Annotated in this window: 18 protein-coding genes; 9 read left to right on the forward strand and 9 right to left on the reverse strand. The window is 37.4% G+C overall.

Translation table 11 applies throughout. From position 1 onward, the window contains the following. The first annotated feature begins 379 nt into the window (after window positions 1-379). The 7 genes from CLLU_RS00120 to CLLU_RS00150 all read left to right on the forward strand — a co-directional run bounded on the left by CLLU_RS00120 (window position 380) and on the right by CLLU_RS00150 (window position 8862). Entirely contained in the window at window positions 380-1363 is a 984-nt protein-coding gene (locus CLLU_RS00120; RefSeq protein WP_106007559.1) for an HlyD family secretion protein, read from the forward strand. Window positions 1364-1381: 18 nt separating this feature from the next. Beyond that, window positions 1382-2035, forward strand: coding sequence for an HlyD family secretion protein (locus CLLU_RS00125; RefSeq protein ID WP_106007560.1), 654 nt, complete (start codon window positions 1382-1384; stop codon window positions 2033-2035). Between the two features lie 14 nt (window positions 2036-2049). Further along, the gene (locus CLLU_RS00130) at window positions 2050-3645 is read left to right on the forward strand and encodes a DHA2 family efflux MFS transporter permease subunit (RefSeq protein WP_106007561.1); all 1596 of its coding nucleotides are present in this window, start codon (window positions 2050-2052) and stop codon (window positions 3643-3645) included. Then, window positions 3611-4072: a MarR family winged helix-turn-helix transcriptional regulator gene (locus CLLU_RS00135; RefSeq protein WP_106007562.1), complete on the forward strand. Its 462-nt coding sequence runs from the start codon at window positions 3611-3613 to the stop codon at window positions 4070-4072. Before CLLU_RS00130 ends, CLLU_RS00135 begins: the two co-directional genes overlap by 35 nt. 380 nt (window positions 4073-4452) lie before the next feature. Continuing rightward, window positions 4453-6375 carry a PrkA family serine protein kinase gene (locus CLLU_RS00140; RefSeq protein ID WP_106007563.1) on the forward strand — a complete coding sequence of 641 codons (1923 nt, stop codon included), beginning with the start codon at window positions 4453-4455 and terminating at the stop codon, window positions 6373-6375. A gap of 4 nt (window positions 6376-6379) precedes the next feature. Next, on the forward strand, window positions 6380-7582 hold the full coding sequence (gene yhbH / locus CLLU_RS00145; RefSeq protein ID WP_106007564.1) for a sporulation protein YhbH: 1203 nt from the start codon (window positions 6380-6382) through the stop codon (window positions 7580-7582). A 5-nt stretch (window positions 7583-7587) separates the two neighbouring features. Then, window positions 7588-8862 (forward strand): SpoVR family protein, encoded by a 1275-nt coding sequence (locus CLLU_RS00150; protein ID WP_242977445.1) that lies wholly within the window; start codon window positions 7588-7590, stop codon window positions 8860-8862. Between the two features lie 49 nt (window positions 8863-8911). On the opposite strand, the gene CLLU_RS00155 is transcribed toward CLLU_RS00150, so the two are convergent. The 3 genes from CLLU_RS00155 to CLLU_RS00165 all read right to left on the reverse strand — a co-directional run bounded on the left by CLLU_RS00155 (window position 8912) and on the right by CLLU_RS00165 (window position 12109). After that, window positions 8912-9736, reverse strand: a complete 825-nt coding sequence (locus CLLU_RS00155) for an HAD family hydrolase (RefSeq protein ID WP_106007565.1) — start codon at window positions 9734-9736, stop codon at window positions 8912-8914. Window positions 9737-9839: 103 nt separating this feature from the next. Then, window positions 9840-10793, reverse strand: a complete 954-nt coding sequence (locus CLLU_RS00160) for a hydroxyacid dehydrogenase (RefSeq protein WP_106007566.1) — start codon at window positions 10791-10793, stop codon at window positions 9840-9842. A 35-nt stretch (window positions 10794-10828) separates the two neighbouring features. Further along, window positions 10829-12109, reverse strand: a complete 1281-nt coding sequence (locus CLLU_RS00165; protein WP_106007567.1) for a dicarboxylate/amino acid:cation symporter — start codon at window positions 12107-12109, stop codon at window positions 10829-10831. 155 nt (window positions 12110-12264) lie between these two features. Between CLLU_RS00165 and CLLU_RS00170 the strand changes: the two genes are divergently transcribed. Then, the gene (locus tag CLLU_RS00170) at window positions 12265-13116 is read left to right on the forward strand and encodes an AraC family transcriptional regulator (RefSeq protein ID WP_106007568.1); all 852 of its coding nucleotides are present in this window, start codon (window positions 12265-12267) and stop codon (window positions 13114-13116) included. A gap of 19 nt (window positions 13117-13135) precedes the next feature. On the opposite strand, the gene CLLU_RS00175 is transcribed toward CLLU_RS00170, so the two are convergent. Beyond that, window positions 13136-13792, reverse strand: a complete 657-nt coding sequence (locus CLLU_RS00175) for an HAD family hydrolase (protein ID WP_106007569.1) — start codon at window positions 13790-13792, stop codon at window positions 13136-13138. Window positions 13793-13984: 192 nt separating this feature from the next. Between CLLU_RS00175 and CLLU_RS00180 the strand changes: the two genes are divergently transcribed. Further along, window positions 13985-14548 carry a nitroreductase gene (locus CLLU_RS00180; protein ID WP_106007570.1) on the forward strand — a complete coding sequence of 188 codons (564 nt, stop codon included), beginning with the start codon at window positions 13985-13987 and terminating at the stop codon, window positions 14546-14548. Window positions 14549-14604: 56 nt separating this feature from the next. Here CLLU_RS00180 and CLLU_RS00185 read toward each other — a convergent pair whose 3' ends face one another. The 5 genes from CLLU_RS00185 to CLLU_RS00205 all read right to left on the reverse strand — a co-directional run bounded on the left by CLLU_RS00185 (window position 14605) and on the right by CLLU_RS00205 (window position 18754). Continuing rightward, a complete protein-coding gene (locus CLLU_RS00185) occupies window positions 14605-14973 on the reverse strand; it encodes a P-II family nitrogen regulator (RefSeq protein ID WP_106007571.1) in 369 nt (122 codons plus the stop codon). An 88-nt stretch (window positions 14974-15061) separates the two neighbouring features. Next, the gene (locus CLLU_RS00190; RefSeq protein ID WP_106007572.1) at window positions 15062-16294 is read right to left on the reverse strand and encodes an ammonium transporter; all 1233 of its coding nucleotides are present in this window, start codon (window positions 16292-16294) and stop codon (window positions 15062-15064) included. A 285-nt stretch (window positions 16295-16579) separates the two neighbouring features. Further along, window positions 16580-17032, reverse strand: coding sequence for a hypothetical protein (locus CLLU_RS00195; RefSeq protein ID WP_106007573.1), 453 nt, complete (start codon window positions 17030-17032; stop codon window positions 16580-16582). Between the two features lies 1 nt (window position 17033). Further along, window positions 17034-17837 (reverse strand): DUF3100 domain-containing protein, encoded by an 804-nt coding sequence (locus CLLU_RS00200; RefSeq protein ID WP_106007574.1) that lies wholly within the window; start codon window positions 17835-17837, stop codon window positions 17034-17036. Further along, window positions 17834-18754 (reverse strand): peptidase dimerization domain-containing protein, encoded by a 921-nt coding sequence (locus tag CLLU_RS00205; RefSeq protein WP_420866700.1) that lies wholly within the window; start codon window positions 18752-18754, stop codon window positions 17834-17836. The genes CLLU_RS00200 and CLLU_RS00205 overlap by 4 nt, the downstream gene beginning before the upstream one ends. Window positions 18755-19455: the final 701 nt, after the last annotated feature.

Below are 19455 nucleotides of genomic sequence, written 5' to 3' on the forward strand. Positions count from 1 at the left end.
AAGTTACCTCCTGTATTTTTACAAGTAAAAATACACTTATTCATCCTTAAAAACAAAATGGCAATAAAAAAATTATTATATGATAATTTTTTTATTGCCATATTTACAAAATTATTCACTTTTTTAAACATATAAAAAAAGTCCATTTTAATACAATCCCTTTCTGGCCTCACAGGACCAATTTAAAGTGTATTTTTCACTCTAAAACTCTATTTGAATTAATTTTAATTAAAATATCAATTTATGTCAAGCCCATAGTTTATATTTATGCAGAAATATATTCCATAATATGCTTGAACATGAAATTAATTAGTAATATAATAGTCATTGTTTCTATCCAAACAATATCTATACGAACTATAATTAAAAGGAGGCAAAAATGAAAAAATTAACTCTATTTTGTTTAATTGCAGTAATATTCTTAAGCGGCTGCAGCTCTACAAGCACATCAAATACATCTAACGAGAAAAAAATTCAGCAAAGCTCCAGCACATCCAGCACACAATTTTTAATGGGTGGCAAAATTGCAACAAATGAACAGGCAGACATAGCTTCCAAAATTTCAGCCAGAGTTTCCGAAATATCCGTGGATCTGGGCTCAAAAGTAAAAGAGGGAGATGTGATTATCAAACTGGATACAACAGATCTGCAGGGTCAGGTTGACCAGGCCAAGGCAGCAGTGGACACCGCAAATGCAAATCTTGCCAACGCCCAGAACAGCACCCGCCCTGAACAAATGGCACAGGCCCAGGCCTCTGTAGACAGTGCCTCTGAAAATTATAACACCGTCAAAAAGAACTATGATCGTGTACAAGCATTGGTGGCTGCCGGAGCAGAAACTCAGCAAAATTTGGATTCTTTAAACCAGCAGCTTTCAGCTGCGCAGGCACAATATAAAACCGCCCAGGAACAGCTGGAGCTGCTGAAAAACGGGCCTACAGAATCCAGCATAAATGTGTACAAGGCTCAGGTAAATCAGTCCGAGGCTGCTCTAAAAACTGCACAGACAGCTCTCAGCAATGCAGCCATAACTTCTCCTATCTCCGGGGTGGTAAACATGAAAAAAATAAACGTAGGAGATACAGTTACCCCGGGGACAGCCCTTCTTTCCATAATTAATTCCAGCAACCTGTATATAAATGCCTATGCACCATTTGAAATTGTAGCCCAGCTCAGGGAAGGTGAAGAGGTAGTGGTAAGAGTATCTGACTTACCGGATAAAGAATTCAGAGGTAAAATATCCGTCATAAATTCAAACCTGGATTCTGAAACAAGAGATACACTTGTAAAAGTAGCTCTTGTCGACAGTGACTCCCGTTTAAAGCCTGGAATGTTTGCAGAAATAGGATTAAAAAAACAATAAAGGAAGGTATTTTAAAATATGAAAGAAAAACGAAAGGTGCTAATTATATCTATATTGATAATCATAGCTGCAGCACTTGGCAGCATAGGATTTTATTACTGGTATGAAAATACCTATTATGTTTCAACAGACGATGCAAGAGTAGATGCAGATTTAGTCAATGTGACCCCCCAGATCAGCGGGAAACTATTGGAATCCAATATAGAGGAAGGAGATACGGTTATAAAAAATCAGATACTGGCCCGTCAGGAGATGACAAACATTCCGGATTCAGATATAGATGAATCCCTTATAAGATCACCCATCAACGGTATAGTGGTCAAAAAACAGGGAACTATAGGTGAAATCTGGTCCCCAGGTCAAACTCTGGCCACACTGATAGATCCGAATAAGCTGTACATATCCGCCAACATAGAGGAGACCAAGCTGGGGAAAATAAGAATAGGACAGAAGGTTACAATTACCATAGATGAATATGGCTCAAAAAAATTTACAGGTAAAGTCAAGTCCATAGGAGAAGCAGCTCAATCTGCTCTGTCAATCCTTCCATCCACCACCAGCGGCACTTTTACAAAAGTAGTGCAGAGAATACCTATAAAAATTTCACTTGATAAATTCAATAACAAGATACTTCCAGGTACCAATGCTGTTGTAAAAATTCACATCAAGTAATGAGGTGATGTATAATGGAAGAAAACAATAATGATTCCCTGTACAGCTGGATGGCATTAATCGTAGTAGTAATAGGCACCTTTATGTCCATACTCGACAGCAGTATAGTAAATATAGCTATTCCGAAGATGATGGCGGTTTTTGGAGTGTCCATGAGTGATTCAAAATGGATACTCACTGCATATACCCTGGCACTTGGAGCAATAATACCCCTGACTGGATATTTACAGGATTTATTTGGCTCCAAAAAAATATATATGTTTGCATTATCCATGTTTACTGCCGGCTCCATGCTGTGTGGATTTTCCTGGAGCAACACTTCCATGATATGTTTTCGTGTTATCCAGGCTATTGGCGGAGGTATGATAATGCCGGTGGGAATGTCCATGATTTATGAGATATTTCCAAGAGACAAAATAGGCCTGGCTCTTGGAGTGTGGGGAATAGCCGCCATGGCAGCACCTTCAATAGGACCTACGCTGGGAGGATATATTATTGAAAAGATGGACTGGAGGCTTATCTTCAACATAAATGTTCCCATAGGAATAATAGGTGTGATACTGGCAGCCATTCTTCTGAAAGATTCAGGAAATAGAAATCACAAGCCCTTTGACATAATTGGATTTTTATCCTCCACTATAGGCATAGTGAGTATATTATATGTTTTAGGGGAGTGGACCTCAATTGACTGGACCAAAATGAGATATACTATGTTTCTTGTTCTTGGATGTCTCAGTATGATACTGTTTACAGTTAATGAGCTCACCCACCCGGATCCTCTGCTGGATCTCCGTATTTTCAAGCTCACTGATTTTACTCTCAGCCAGATTGTAATTTCCGTGTTATCCCTGGCACTTATGGGCGGTATGTACGTTGTCCCGCTGTTTTTACAAAATATAAGAGGATATACTGCAATGGATACAGGACTTATCATGCTGCCTGCTGCCCTTGTCATGGGTCTTTTTATGCCTATAAGCGGAAATTTATTCGACAAAATTGGTGCAAAACCAATTGCAGCACCAGGTATTGTAATTCTAGGCATAAGTTCCTATCATCTGTCCACTTTGATCAACATAAATTCTACAAAGGAGTCCATAATCCTGGCCTTATGCCTGAGATCTGTTGGAATAGGCCTTGCAATGATGCCAATCAACACCGCGGGCATGAATGTGGTTCCCCAAAATCTCATAGGAAAGGCTTCCGCTATTTCCAACACCATAAGACAGATAACGGGTTCCATCAGTATAACCATAATGTCCACAATCATACAGAGTAAGACCAATTATAATTACCTAAAGTTATCAGAGCAGGTTAATGTTTACAACAATGTCTCCAATAATACCATAAGTGAATTGACTAAAGCATATATGCAGAGCGGTCAGTCACAATCATCGGCTAAATACTCGGCAATATCCTACATAGCCAAAATGATACAGGGTCAAGCCACCTTAGATGCCATGGCCTATGCTCTTGCTGTAACTTCCGCCGTAGTGGTGCTTGCTGTAATACTGGTCTTAATGATGAAAGACAAAAAAATTCCTAAAAATACAAATAATGAAGGAGAAATGATAAAATATGAAGGAGGAATTAATAGAAAAACAATCGGATGAGATAATAAGGCTTTTTAAAAGTATTCATACCGTGATGGGATGCAAATTACAGAGCTTTGCAAAACGCTACGGCTTTACAGCTCCTCAAATTGCAGTTATATTCCATTTGTATAAGGCGCCTGGTATTACCCTCAATGAACTGAGCAGCCATCTTATGCTCACAAAAAGCACCGTATCAGGCATAGTAACACGTTTGGTAAATCAAGGAGTGGTGATACGGGAAATACCCAAAGCCAACAGGAGGACCATAAGGCTGTCCATTTCTGAAGATTTTAAAAAACATAATGATATATTAAATATGAAGAAGGCCCTCATTTCCGGCTGCATATCGGATATTATCAGAAATATGGACCCGGATAAAGTAGAAGAATTTATTAAGGCATTAAAAAACTTCACATATTTATTGAACAAGCACAGTCCCAAATGATTTTGTATGTGATCAATTTTGTAATTGATCACATATCTATATTTAGAACTAATCTCCATAATTGGTTTCTATAATATCGTAAACATGCTGTACAAGTATATTGACAAAATTAAAGTAAAGCAATATAATAAACTTCAATAAACTAAAAGCAAGATTTTCTTATTTCAAATGTTTATTCGGATCTAAAGGAACTCTTTAGCATATACACTCATATACTAATGCTAAAACTTTACTATCTCTACAGAATATTTTCTTAAAATTTATAAGGTACTTTTTTAATATTATTTAGAATTCATACATATGTAATGTTATTACCAAATACATAATAATCATTCATCCTGCGTAAGTATTTAAATATAAATTAGGGAGGAGAGGTGACTATGAATTTTAAGGAAATAATAGAAAAAGATAGAGAAGTTCGAAAAAAGCATGAGTTTGAGGGTACTTTTCTTGAATATCTTCAAATCGTAAAAGATAATCCCCAGATAGTAAAATTGGCTCATAAAAGAATGTACGACATTATAATAAGCAAAGGCTTTGAAGTATTGAAGCCTGAAGAAAATCCAAGAATCAAAAAATTATATGGCAATGAATCAATCAGAAAATACAATTTTTTTAAAGATGAGTTTTTTGGAATTGACAAGGTACTAATGAAGCTTGTAAATTATTTTCATTCTGCAGCGATGAGGGGTGAAGAATCAAGGCAGGTACTTTATCTGGTGGGTCCAGTTGGAGCAGGTAAATCCTCTTTGGTAGACTCAATTAAAAAGGCACTGGAAACTTCAGAACCCATCTACTCTCTGAAGGGCTGCCCTATGAGGGAAGAGCCCCTGCACCTTATACCAAATCATTTGAAACCTGATTTTGAAAAAATGCTGGGTGTAGAGATCGAAGGAGATCTGTGCCCTGTATGCAAATACAGATTAAAACATGATTATAAGGGAGAATATGAAAAATTTCCTGTGGTAACCAACGATTTTTCCATTCGATCAAGAAAAGGTATTGGAGTAGTACCTCCAGTTGATCCAAATAACCAGGATACGTCAGTTCTCACAGGTTCCATTGATATATCAAAAATGGATATGTATCCGGAAGATGATCCAAGGATATTTTCATTAAACGGTGCATTCAATGTTGGAAATAGAGGACTTGTAGAATTCATAGAAGTTTTTAAAAATGATGTGGAGTATCTGCACACAATTATCACGGCTACTCAGGAGAAATCTATTCCATCTCCAGGAAAGGGTTCAATGATCTATTTTGATGGAATTATTTTAGCTCATTCCAATGAATCGGAGTGGAATAAATTCAAATCCGACCACACCAATGAAGCAATACTGGATAGAATAGTAAAGATTGAAGTACCCTATTGTATGGAATTAAATGAAGAAGTGAAGATATATAAAAAAATACTCGGCAAGAGCCAATTCAACGCCCATATAGCCCCCCACACTATTGAAACTGCAGCCATGTTTGCAATTCTCTCCAGACTTTCACCTTCAAACAAGGTGGATCCTATTACAAAATTGAGAATTTACAATGGAGAGGATATAGTTGAAAAGGGAAGCACCAAAAAAATCGACTTTTCGGAATTAAAGGAAGAAGCAGGCATGAGGGAAGGTATGACTGGAATCTCCACAAGATTTATAATCAAGGCTTTAGACGATGCCCTTTCCAATTCCGAATACAACTGCATAAACCCGTTGAGTGTAATGGAGAGTCTGATAAAGTCGGTAAAGGATCTTGATATAGCCGAGGATGATAAGAAGAGATATTTGACATTCCTAAAGGATTCTATAAGAAAAGAATACAACAAGATACTTGAGAAGGAAGTAACCAAGGCATTTATACACAGCTTCAAGGAACAGGCTGAAAGTCTTTTCGACAATTACCTGGATCACGCTGAAGCCTATGTAAATAGAAACAAGATAAAAGATCGCTCTACAGGTGAAGAGCTGGAGCCGGATGAAGTGTTCATGAGGTCCATAGAGGAGCACATAGGCATTTCTGAAAGTTCTGCAAAAGGGTTCAGAACAGATGTCACTTCATATATGTTCTACGTTATAAGAAATGGTGGCAAAATCGACTATACTTCCTATGAACCCCTGAAAGAGGCCATTGAGAAAAAGCTCACCACATCTGTAAAAGAACTGTCGAGAATTATAACCAAATCCAAAGTAAGGGACAAGGAACAGGACGAAAAATACAATTCCATGGTAGAGGAAATGAAGGCAAACGGATACTGCGATCACTGCTGTGATGTTATTTTGAAATACGCTGCCAACAATTTGTGGAAGGATTGATCTTATGGCTATTTTCAGAGAATTCGATACGGCTCATCACGATAGATCCCTGGAGGACAGAAGACGTCACAGACAGCTGGTGGAAAAATCAATTAAAGACAATCTGGCAGATATAATATCCGAAGAAAGCATTATAGGTCAGAGCAAGAATAAAAAAATTAAGATTCCCATAAAAGGCATTAAAGAATATCAATTTATATATGGAGACAACAGTCCTGGTGTTGGAAGCGGCAATGGCTCCCAGAAAAGAGGAGACAAAATTGGAAAAGCTTCCGGGAAAAAAGGTTCTGGATCCGGAAACAAAGGTGCCGGAAATGAAGAAGGGGAAGATATTTACGAAACAGAAATAACCATAGAGGATCTCATAAATTATCTTCTGGAGGATTTGGAGCTTCCACTCATGGAAAAGAAAAAATATTCTGATCTGTTGTCAAAGTATTCTCTGAAAAAATCAGGTTATCAAAAAAATGGCATAAATCCAAGACTGGCTAAAAAAAGGACTGTCATCGAAAAGCTTAAAAGACAGCAGAATATAAAAAGGGACCTCAAAGAAGCGGAGGAAGAACTTCCGGATATGAAAATACAGGAATATAAAGAGAGGAAGTCAAAATTTCACTTCAGACAGGACGATCTAAGATATTTCAGAGTTAAAAACAAGCCAAAACGGGAATTAAATGCAGCTGTCATCTGTGTAATGGATACTTCAGGCTCCATGGACAGTACTAGAAAATTTTTGGCAAGATCTTTTTTCTTCATCCTGTATCAATTTGTAAGAATGAAATACAGCAATGTGGAAGTAAAATTCATAGCTCATTCCACTACAGCCAAAGTGGTTACGGAAAATGAATTTTTCCACAAGGTGGAATCAGGAGGAACCTATATATCCAGCGGCCTGCAGAAGGCCCTGGAGGTAATTGAAGAAAATTACAATCCTGCTTACTGGAACGTATACACCTTCTATGTGAGCGATGGTGACAACTGGAGTGAGGACAATGAAAGAGCTTTAAAATCCGGAGGGTCACTGTGTGAAATATGCAATCTCTTCAGCTATGCGGAAATCATGCCCAGCTCCTACGGCAGTAATATAAAAAGGATTTTTGAGGATGGAATAAAGAACAAAAATTTTGCAGTGGTCACCATAAATGAAAAACGGGATTTATGGAAATCCCTGAAGAAAATACTGCAAAAAGATGTGGAAGGAAGGTGATTTCCTTGGAATATACAAGTATGGATTTAAGAAACTGGTGTGATATTATAGAAAATGCCTCCAGAAAGGCAGGACTTGACTTTTATCCTCAGGAATTTGAGATTGTAGATTACAAGGATATGATAGGTTATGAGGCCTATTCAGGCATGCCTTCCCGATATCCTCACTGGAGCTTTGGGAAGTCCTACGACAAGGCGGATTCACTTTACAAATACAATATTTCGGGTCTTCCCTATGAAATGGTGATAAATTCAAATCCCTGCCTTGCCTATTTGATGAAGGACAACAGCCTGCTGCTGCAGATTCTGACCATGGCCCACGTGTACGGCCACAATGATTTCTTTAAAAACAACCGGCTATTTAAGGAAGGCACCCGGGCATCCTACACTATTGAAATGTTCAAAAACAATGCGGACATGATAAGAGAATATGTGAATGATCCAAGCATAGGATATAATGGCGTGGAAAAAATTCTAAATTCAGCCCATTCCATAAGATTCCAAGCTAATAGAACCATCGGCATGGCAAAACCTAAAGATGACGCCGAGGAACCCAAGGATGATCTGATAGCTTTTATTGTAAAACATGGTGATCTGGAGGAATGGCAGAAAAATGTGTTAAATATAGTGAGAGCGGAAACCGCATATTTTTTACCGCAGATTGAAACAAAAATTATGAATGAAGGCTGGGCCAGCTACTGGCACTATAAAACTTTAAACCAGCTGGATCTATCACCTTCCCTTCATCTTGAATTCATAAAGAGGCACAATGATGTCATAACACCTCTTGTAGGAATGATAAATCCATATTATCTTGGTTTCAAAATGTTTCAGGATCTGGAAAAAAGATATGGAATGGATAAAATATTTGAAGTAAGGGCTCTGGAAAGAGATGAGTCTTTTATAAGGAGATATTTGACAGAAGAATTGTGCAACGAGATGAACCTATTTCAGTACGCAGAAAAAGGCAGCAATTATGTTGTAGAGGAGATTTCAGACCACAGCGGGTGGACCAAAATCAGAAGCACCCTGTGCAGCACCTGCGGTATCAACATGATACCAAATATTGTGGTTGATGATATATCAAAAAAAGACAATACACTTGTATTAAGGCATATTTACGAGGGAAGGGAATTGAATTCAACTTATATGGAGGCAACTTTAAAACACATTTTTGATCTATGGAAATATCCCGTGGAGTTAAACACCGTTATAGACAAGAATAAAACAAAAGTATGCTGTGAAGAGAGTAAAAAAATCTCCTATACAACTTTACGGTAGGTTTGAAACTAAGAGGATAGGAAATGATTTTAAACATCATTTCCTATCTTTATTTTGTATTAAATTGAAGAAATCTGGCCACACCATCGTCATTATTTGAATCTATAATATCTGTTGCCAAATCCTTCAGCTGCTTATATGCATTTTTTACTGCATACTTTTCATCTGCAATTCTAAAAAGGGATTCATCATTTAAATTATCCCCAAAACAAATCATTTTATCTATTTTAAGGTATTTCTTTAAAAATTCAGCCGCCCAGCTTTTATTTCCACGGCTGTTTGTGACCTCCAGCCAGAAAAACCCCTTTGAATATATTTCTTCAGTATAGTGACAGCTTGCATCCAGGTTGCTTTTAAAGAGCTGATAAGTTTTGTCCAAACGCCCTTTTTCCTCTATGGCAAATATATTTATTACATTGTAATCCACAGGCACTGAATAATTGTCCACCAGAGTAAGTCTCTTATCCCTGGATGCTCTTCTAAAGTTTGTGTATATTTCCTGCCCTCTGTTGAATACCCCCTTGTAGAATATTTTTTTATTTCCCTTTGAGTCCACAGACGATACAAAGGGATATACATGCCTGGATTCATAATAATCCAAAATAAATTTTACAGAACTTCTATCCAGATAGTTCTCAACAATATTCTCACCTGAAACAGGGTCATACACAAATACGCCATTATTTAAAATCATGGGCAGATTTAAATTCAATGGCCTCAGTACATCATGGCAGGCTTCATAGGATCTCGCTGTAGCAACAGTAAACTTCATCCCGGAAGCTATGAGATCATTTATAATTGCAGCTGAATTTTTGCTTATAATCCGTTTTGAATTCAATAAAGTACCATCTAAATCTGAAATGTATAGCTTCAAAATTTTCCTCCATTTTTCTTAAACTATTTACAGTAATATTGCTGCTAATTTTTATTCTGCCATTATAGCATTGGATTAAATCCTTACAGTTCACAATCTGCGGTTAATTGTCCTCTACCGGCACAGGCCAGGATGGTTCTCTGCCGCTTAGTACTTCATGTACGCCAATGGCAGAATGAAGAGACATCCTCTTTATGGCTTCCCTGGTGTGAGCTGCAGTATGAGGGGTTACAATAACATTGTCAAGTTTTAAAAGCGGATTATCCTTTGACGGAATTTCCCCGGCAAATACATCCACAGCAGCCCCTGCAATTTTTCCATTTATCAGGGCATCCACCAGAGCACTTTCATCCACTATTTCCCCTCTGGCCGTATTTACAAGAAAAGCCCCCGGCTTCATAAGCGAAATTTCTCTCCTGCCTATCATGTGTCTTGTGGATTCATTCAAAGGCACACTTAAACTTACAAAATCTGAATTTGAAAGAAGGTAATCAAGATTATCCGTAAGCTGAACACCTTCCATTTTACCAGATTCGATATGGCGTTTAAAACCTATCACCTTCATTTTAAATCCTCTGTAAGCCATAGAAGCCACAACATTTCCTATACGCCCCATGCCAACAATTCCAAGGACTTTTTCTCTGACATCCGATCCCAAAAAATTTCTTATACCAAAATTCCCATTTTTCAATTCTCTGTCATAGAGAAAAAATCTTTTAGCCAGAGCTACAATAAGGCCCATGGTGTACTCGGCTACTGAATCCTTGTTTGATTCAGGACCATAGGTAACTTGTATTCCTCTCTTTTTTGCAGCTTTTAAATCTACATTGTCAAATCCCACCCCGAACCTGGATATTACTTTTAATTTTGGAGCGGAATTTATTATATTTTCTGTAATAGACGCCATTCTCACCAATATTGCATCACAGTCCCTGACTTCTTTTACAAGAGTTTTTTCATCTATATCTGATGCCATCTTTATTCCATAACCGTATTTTCTGAGATATTCTTTGCCCTCATCATCTATATCTTCAGTTATCAAAACTTTACAGCCCATATTATACCCCCTTTAGAAAATTTACAATTCAAAATTTATTTATGACTTCCCGGGTTATCCTGGACTTTGACCGTGGACAAAAGCCACTGCTTCCCCTCCACAAGTCTGGATATCATCATGCTGGATACTGTATTCCCCGTAGAATTCAGTACAGTAGCCGGTGCATCTATTATAACACTTATAACTGCAATTATGGGAAGCAGTTCTGGCGGAAAATTATATATACTCAATATGAGCATTTCTCCAATCATACCTCCGCTTGGAATAGCTGCCATAACAGCTCCCACTAAAAACGCTACAAAAATTATTGATAATATGGATGAAGGACTTGTCATATTCTTTCCAAAGAGCCCGAACAAAAAAGTAATCTTCATGACTCCGCCAATGACAGACCCATCTTTATGGATATTCGCTCCCATTGGAATTACAGTTTCCGCCACATCCTCCGGTACTCCCATTTTTTTCGTAAATTTCAGATTGACAGGAATGGTGGCCGCACTGGAACAGGTAGCCAGAGCTGTTATGGTAGGCATCATAGCATTTTTCCAGAATACACCTATAGCTCTCTTTCCGCCGGATAAGAAGGCATACAGGGTGAAAACACCAAAATAATAAACCAAAGCTATAATTATATATAAAATGAAGACTCTCAAGTATCCTTGAAGTATCTGACTTCCAAGAGATCCCACCACTGCAGCAAAATAACAGCCAAGACCTATGGGAGCGTAGTACATAACTATATTCACCATTTTCATAGTTACTTCTGAAGCTGCCGCCAGGAATTTTGCAACAGGTTCAGCTTTCTCTCCAAGCAGAGCTGTCGAAATTCCAAAGAGCACTGAAAATACTATGAGCTGAAGCATATTGCTTTTTGAAAGCAGAGATGAAAAATCTGAAACAGTAACAGTATTTACAAGCTGCTCTAAAATTCCGCCCTGCTTAACCTGCTGGGCTGCACCATTCCCATCAGCTACAATCTTTTTCAAGGTACTATAATCTATACCTTCAGCTGGATTTACCGCCAGAGCCCCTATGAATCCAATTATAGAAGCCACAAGTGCTGTGAATATGAATACTAAAAATGTGCCGGCCATAATACTGCCCAGCCTCTTCATACCCTTCATATTGGCTATGGCAGAAGTTACACTGAAAAACACCAGCGGTATTATTATCATAAACATGAGATTTAAAAATAAGTCCCCGAAAGGTTTTAACACTGCAGTTTTCGAACCTCCCAGTATGCCTACAACAGCCCCCAGAACTATGGATCCAAGTAATAAAATGGTGAATTTATAGTTTTTCAAAATCCTTCTCATCAATAATTACCCCCTAAATTTGATTATACTACGAAACTGAAATTCATATATTTTATTATATTCCAATTTTTTGCGATTTTTATTGTTAAAACTGCTTGAAACATTGCAAAAAATGCTGTAGCCTATAGTTAATAATAAATAAGGTGAGATAATCAATGTTAGAAGATAAAAAGATTAAAAGAAAAAGGGGCTATCTTAACAATAATTTCAGAATATTTCATTTGAAGGACAGAAAATCCATTGACTTTGAATTTCACTATCATGATTTCAACAAAATAGTAATTTTTATATCAGGCAGAACTACTTATCTCATAGAAGGCAATTCTTACAGTTTAAAACCCTGGGATATACTTCTTATAAATAATAGAGACATACACAGGGCCTTAATTGATCCTGATAAAACTTACGAGAGAATAATACTCTGGTCAAACCCGGATTTTCTAATAAAGCACAATGACAGCTGCAACCTTCTAAGCTGCTTTGAACTGGCATCAAAACAGCGGTTCAACCTGCTCAGGCTGGAAGGACTTCCTCTTGAAACCATAAAAAGACTTCTATTTGACATGGAAGCTGCGCTTAAAAACAAAGATCTGGGCTATAAAGTACTTCTGGATTCCCTTTTTATACAGCTTATGGTCTATATGAACAGGCTATTTTTAAGTCAAAGGAATCTCAAAGAACTGTCTGATATTAAGTGTGATGAAAATATAGACAGTGTTTTAAACTATATAAACAAAAATTTAAAGGTAAACCTGTCTATAGACAATATTGCCTCCCAATTTTATATGAGCAAGTACTACCTGATGCACAAATTCAGAAAACAAACAGGATATACAATTCACAATTATATACTGCAGAAAAGACTTATCATGTCCAATTTATTGATAAAAAAAGGAAAGAGCATCATGGAAGCTTGTCTAGAATCAGGCTTCAACGATTACTCAAATTTTTCAAGGGCTTTTAAGAAAATGTTTGGTCTTTCTCCCAGGGAATATTATAAAAGTTAGATACAGTTTCATTTATATATCAATTAATGGAAACAATCTGCTTAAACAGTTCTTCCACATTGTGAACAATATAAGCCGCACCTGCATTTTTCAGCTCTTCAACAGAGCCATAGCCATAAGCTACACCTATGCAATCTACTCCATTTTGGGCAGCTCCCAGAGCATCATACCTTCTGTCACCTATCATGACTGCCTTATCAGTATCTTCAATGTCATGTTTATCTATGATATACTTGATTACCTCTCCCTTTTTACCTCTTGTCCCATCCAAACCGCTGCCCACAATATCATCAAAATATTCGCTTAAATTGAAATGATTCAATATCTTTTTTGCAAATACAGTGGGTTTTGAAGTTGCAACCATCAAACTCAAATTTAAATTTTTAAGTTTTTTCAGGAGGTTTTCAATATTTTCATATACTCTGTTTTGAAATATACCTTTTGTTTTAAAATTTTCTCTATAGTATTCCACTGCCTTAATTGCCTGTCCTTCATTAAAATTGTAATACTGCATAAATGAATCTTTCAATGGAGGACCTATGAAATTTTCCAATGAGTTCAAATTTTTTACTGAAATGTGATATTTTCTTAAAGCATACTGTACTGATTTCGTTATGCCTTCTTTGGAATCTGTAAGTGTTCCATCCAAATCAAATAATATATACTTGTATTTCAATCTACTTTCTTCCTTTCTTCACAGCTTCAGATGTTTTACACATATATGATAAGAATAGCAGCTGCTGTTTTCATATTTACACTATGTATTTTATCACATATAATTTTATGAATCCATTAGTTGACAACAATTCCATGTTTCAGTATCATTCAATATAAAAGAATATTTTATATTGCAGAAAGGAGTCATGTTATGGATGTCATTGAAAGAATAAACACAAGAAGAAGTTCCAGATCTTTTACAGACAAAGAAGTTGACCAGGATACGATTCATCAATTAATTACACTGGGGACAAAAGCTGCTACAGGCTCTTACGGTCAACCCTGGGCATTTATAGTTATAAAGGATAAAAGTGAAATGCATTCCCTGTCTCAGGAAATAAAAAAATATTTGCTGGAAAACATAGAAGACTTTCCCTATTTCAAGCAATATGAGAACTGGCTTAAAAATGAGAAATTCGATGTTTTCTATGGTGCACCCTGTGTAATAGCAATTTACGGCAAAACCTCCTCCCATTGGTGTACTTATGATTGTTCTCTGGCCGCAGGAAACATAATGCTTGCCGCAAAAGAATTCGGACTTGGAACCTGCTGGATTGGATTTGCAGAATGTATATTCAATACCTGGAAGTTCAAGATAAAACACAATGTGCCGGATTACTACAAGCTGGTAAGCACGTTGATAGTGGGATATCCAGATGAAAAACCTCAAAAGCCTCCAAAAAGAAAACCTGCAACTATTTTCTATGAAAAATAGACAAAGGGGGACTGACCCCCTTACATTTTTTGTAATGGGGTCAGTCCCCAAGTTTGTCAATCTTTATCTTCATATTGAAGGGCTTTCTTACCCTCATCCCCAGTGCTTATACGTATAACATTCTCTACATTGTATACGAATATCTTTCCGTCACCCATCTCCCCGGTATGAAGCACTTTTTTGGCGGTTTCCACAACTTTATCTACCGGCACTTCACAAACCACTATCTCTATCTTAATTTTAGGCAGTAAATTGATATCCATGGTAAGTCCCCTATAGTACTCTTTATGACCTTTCTGCATCCCGCAGCCAAGAACATTTGTCACAGTCATTCCCGAAATACCGATATCCCCAAGAGCTTTTTTCAATTCATCCAATTTCCCGCTAGAAGTAATAATATCAACTCTACTAAATTTGTCAGCCATTAATTTTACCTCCTTTAACATATAACTATTATGGTATAATTTTATAGTATTCTATTTCAAAAAACCAGTCACCTTAATATAAAAACAATTAACTGTTTAATCCGCCATAACCCTGTTCACCATGTTCTGCAACATCAATTCCCGTTTCCTCAACTTTTTCACTTACTCTTATACTTCCACTTACAGCACTGATTATTTTAACTATGATAAATGTAACCAATGCAGAATAAATTATAGTTGAAACAATGGCTGTAAGCTGAATCAAAACCAGTTTCGGATCTCCATGTATCAAACCATTTGCACCAGCCGAATTTATACCTTTCCATGCAAATATTCCAGTGGCAATTCCTCCCCACATTCCACCAACACCATGACATCCAAAAGCATCCAGAGCATCATCATATCCAAATTTGGTCTTTGCAAATGTAACAGCACTATAGCAGATGACTCCGCCTATAAGTCCAATAAGTATTGATGCCAAAGGGCTTACAAAACCTGCTGCAGGTGTTATGGCTACAAGTCCTGCAAGTACACCACTGCCAACACCAAGAGAAGTTATTTTCTTTCTGTTTATATATTCACAAGTAGCCCAGCTTATGGCTGCAGCTGCTGCAGAAGTATTTGTAGTTATAAAGGCCGTTATTGTAACACTGCTTATACCCAGCGCACTTCCTGCATTAAAACCAAACCATCCAAACCAGAGTAATCCAACTCCAACACATGTAAGTGGAAGATTGCTGGGCTTGCCAACAGTTTTTCTTTTGCCAAGCATCACCGCCAGCACAAGGGCAGATACACCTGAACTTATGTGAACTACGTTACCACCTGCAAAATCCAGAGCTCCAAGAGTTTTAAGCCATCCGCCGTCTCCCCATACCCAATGGGCAATAGGATCATAAACAAAGGTTGACCACAGTATGAGAAATGCAATCCAGGGCAAAAATTTCATTCTTTCTGCCACAGCTCCTGATATAAGTGCAGGTGTTATAAGTGCAAACATCATCTGAAATATCATAAATGCCTCATGCGGAATAGTGGAAGCATAAGTAGGATTAGCTGCAAAACCCACATCCTTTAATCCGGCGAAATTAAATCCGCCCATAAATCCTCCGATATTTGTTCCGAAGGCTATTGTATACCCTATAAGCACCCATTGAATGGATACAATTGCCATAGCTGAGTAGCTGTGAAGTGTACTATTCAAAGTGTTTTTTCCCCTTACCATACCACCATAAAATGAAGCCAATCCTGGAGTCATTACAAGTACCAAAGCTGCACATATAAGTACAAATGTGGTATCTGATCCGCTTATTGCGTTCATAAAAAATACCTCCTCAAATTTAAAATTCAATTAAAATATCATAAACACATATCCCCGGGGTTTTAGAAAAACTTATTTATATAATACTAAGTTTTAATCAAATTATCAATAGCAATGTTAAAAAATTATTAAATTTATTATTTTTATATTTTCACATTATCATATACATTTTTAGGCACAGCAACACATACAATCGTTTCCAAACCACTTTATTGAATCAAAAAAAGATTGGGGACTGACCCCCTTACATTTTTTGTAAGGGGGTCAGTCCCCCGTTTCATCGTTCTATATTTTTCCGGTAATTTTCAAAACAATTTGTGCAATCAAAGTTGCAAAAATGAAGGTTCCGGTATAGACAGTAATAGCTACCACCACTATCTTCCAGCTCAATTCTTTAAAAAGTTTTAAATCTTTTCCAAGAGATAATCCTGCAAAAGCCAGAACCGGTGTTGTAAGAGCAAGCATATTTATTTTATCCAAATACTGTTTATCCAGATAAGCACCATAGGGATTAAGAGGGCATGTAACTAAAACAGCTATTATGGATACCCAAAATACCATGGGCAGATTGACGGGAATGACTTTCTTTATAATAATTCCAGCTAGCGTAATACCTATCAATATGAGCATTCCCACAAGTCCAACCTTTAAAGGCACTTTATCATTTATAGTATTTCCAACAAGGGCAATTATTCCAACTGCCAATAAAATAACAGTTTCCTGAGCTAATTTTTTCATCTTATGCTTCCCCTCTCTTTTTTCTATTTCTGCCAATTCTAGGCTGCAGCCAGTCATATAACTTATTTGCAACTGGTAAAGAGACAAACAAGGTGAAATATATTCCTATTATGGTAGTCAGCAAATTGGAAGCTGCTGAAAAGCTTGCTATCTCCTTGGCTTCCGACGGGAATACAGCTGCAATGGCACCTGAAGCTGCAGCCATCATGCTTCCTGATCCTACGCCTGAACCCATTGCCAGGGCCAGAGGATTAAATATTTTAAGAGATCCCATATAACCTGCAAGAAGTCCAATATAAGCTGCACCAAACAGTGTCCCACAGATATATATTCCCATAACTCCACGACCTTCAGGAGAATCCATACCATATTTTTCTGAAATAATAGCAATATTCGGCTCTCGATCTATTGAAAAAGTAGCACCTACGGCTTCACGGCCAAGTCCTAATAAAATGGCAATCGGAAGTCCCAGAACCACAGTTCCCAGAAAATGGCCAAGTTCCTGGAAGCACAGCGCCCAGCCTGACTCAACCAGTGCAACAATAGAAGGTCCCATAGTAGCACCTATTTTAGCCACAAACAGTATTACAGCAATTCCCATAATTTCATTGGACAAGCTCATCTCCTTATCGGAAATCAGTTTTAATTTGGGCAAACTTATAATAAGTCCCATGACCAGCGCAAAAAGCATGGGCAAAAACACCAGATATCCCGGTCCAACTTTGATTTTTTTTTCGCCGATAAGCTCGGATATTATAACCAGTATAAAAGCCAATATAAAAATTTTAATATATTTTTTTATCATTTTTCACTTTCTCCCGTCACTTTGTTAAATTCATTCAATATCTTTAAGTATTCAGATTTAGACAATTTAGGTTTGAAATTTTTAACTATATCATTTCCTTTTTCCGCACTGTTGACAAGCAAATCAATTATCGTCATAGCAAATAACTTAGCAGGAAGAACACATGCTGCATAATAATCTTCCACATTAAAATCTTTCGCATGAAGACTGCCGCTGACTCCTCCTATATAAGGATGTATGCTCGGTATCAATTGAGATACATCACCCATGTCTGTAGACGCAAAAAAATGTCCCCCCTCTAATACATTACCTGCTGGCAAAAGTGCACTGCAGTTGTCTTTATACATGCCACCTAATACACTGGAACATTCAAGAGGCAAATATCCGGGTATGGTTTTGATAATAGTTTTCGCACCCACTGCATCTCCCCCGGCTTCAAGCGCCCTGTCAACTTTTTTGTTGGTCTCTACCATGGCCTCTATGGTCTTTGCACGGACGTAGCTTTCAATTCTGACATCGTCTGGAATGCTGTTCACCACATCTCCACCCTTTGTGATTATAGGATGAAATCTTACGTAATCTTCATCTTTAAAAGTCTCCCTAAGGGCATTTACACCCATGAGTCCAATAATTGCAGCATTTAATGCATTTACTCCCTGCTCCGGTGCTTCTGCAGCATGAGCTGCCTTTCCTAGATATTGTATAGTTTTTGCCAAAAATCCATTACTGGATTCTCCTATCAATACAGTAGGCTCAGGAGAATTTTTCATGGAATGCATCATCATTGCTATATCTACATCATCAAATTCACCTTGATATATAAGCTCCTGTTTTCCACCTAAGAAATGAATTTTTCCCTGCTGCATGAGTTCCTGTCTGTAAGCAAATTCAATACATTCTTCTGAAGGCACCGCCATAAAAGTCACATTTCCATCCAATTTCTGAGAAATTCCGGATAATTTCAGTCCCAAAGCAGCACCAATTAAAGCTCCCAGCTGCAGATGATGTCCACAGGTATGAGCAGCTCCCGTTTCAGGATCCGCATTTTTGTTTCCTCTGCATATAACTGCATCCAGCTCTCCAAGTACAGCCACATTTATGCCATCGCAATTATCCTTCAATTTTGCCTTTACTCCAGTGATAGCTAGTCTATCTCTATACTTCAGCCCTATTTCATCGAAGATATTTTTCACTTTTTGTGAAGTCTTCTTTTCTTTAAATCCAAGCTCCGGTTCTCTTTCCACAGATTTTGAAAAGTTTATTATCTTTTCAGAGTTGTCATCAATTGTACTGCATACCAGCTGTTTTAATTTCTTGATTTCCTCAGTATCCATATATACCTCCTAAGTTTATTTAAATTTATCCGAACGCTACCATTGCTATACTCCCACACACTCTGTGAAAGCGACTGTCACCAAATCAAATATTTGGGATATCTGCTTTTCTCAAAGTGGGAGATAAGCACTGCTGTGCGCCTGGATAAGGTGATTCTTAGGTTCGCAATGATTTTGCTTATGAGAAAAATCTTTTTCAAGAACCTTAGAAGAGCCAATGCAGGGGTGTAACAGTTCTTAACCTGCCATGTTGTAAAACTGGAAGGTTTTAGAACTGGCAGCCA

This window comes from Clostridium luticellarii (assembly GCF_002995845.1).
In the GTDB taxonomy this organism is placed as follows: Bacteria; Bacillota; Clostridia; order Clostridiales; family Clostridiaceae; genus Clostridium_B; species Clostridium_B luticellarii.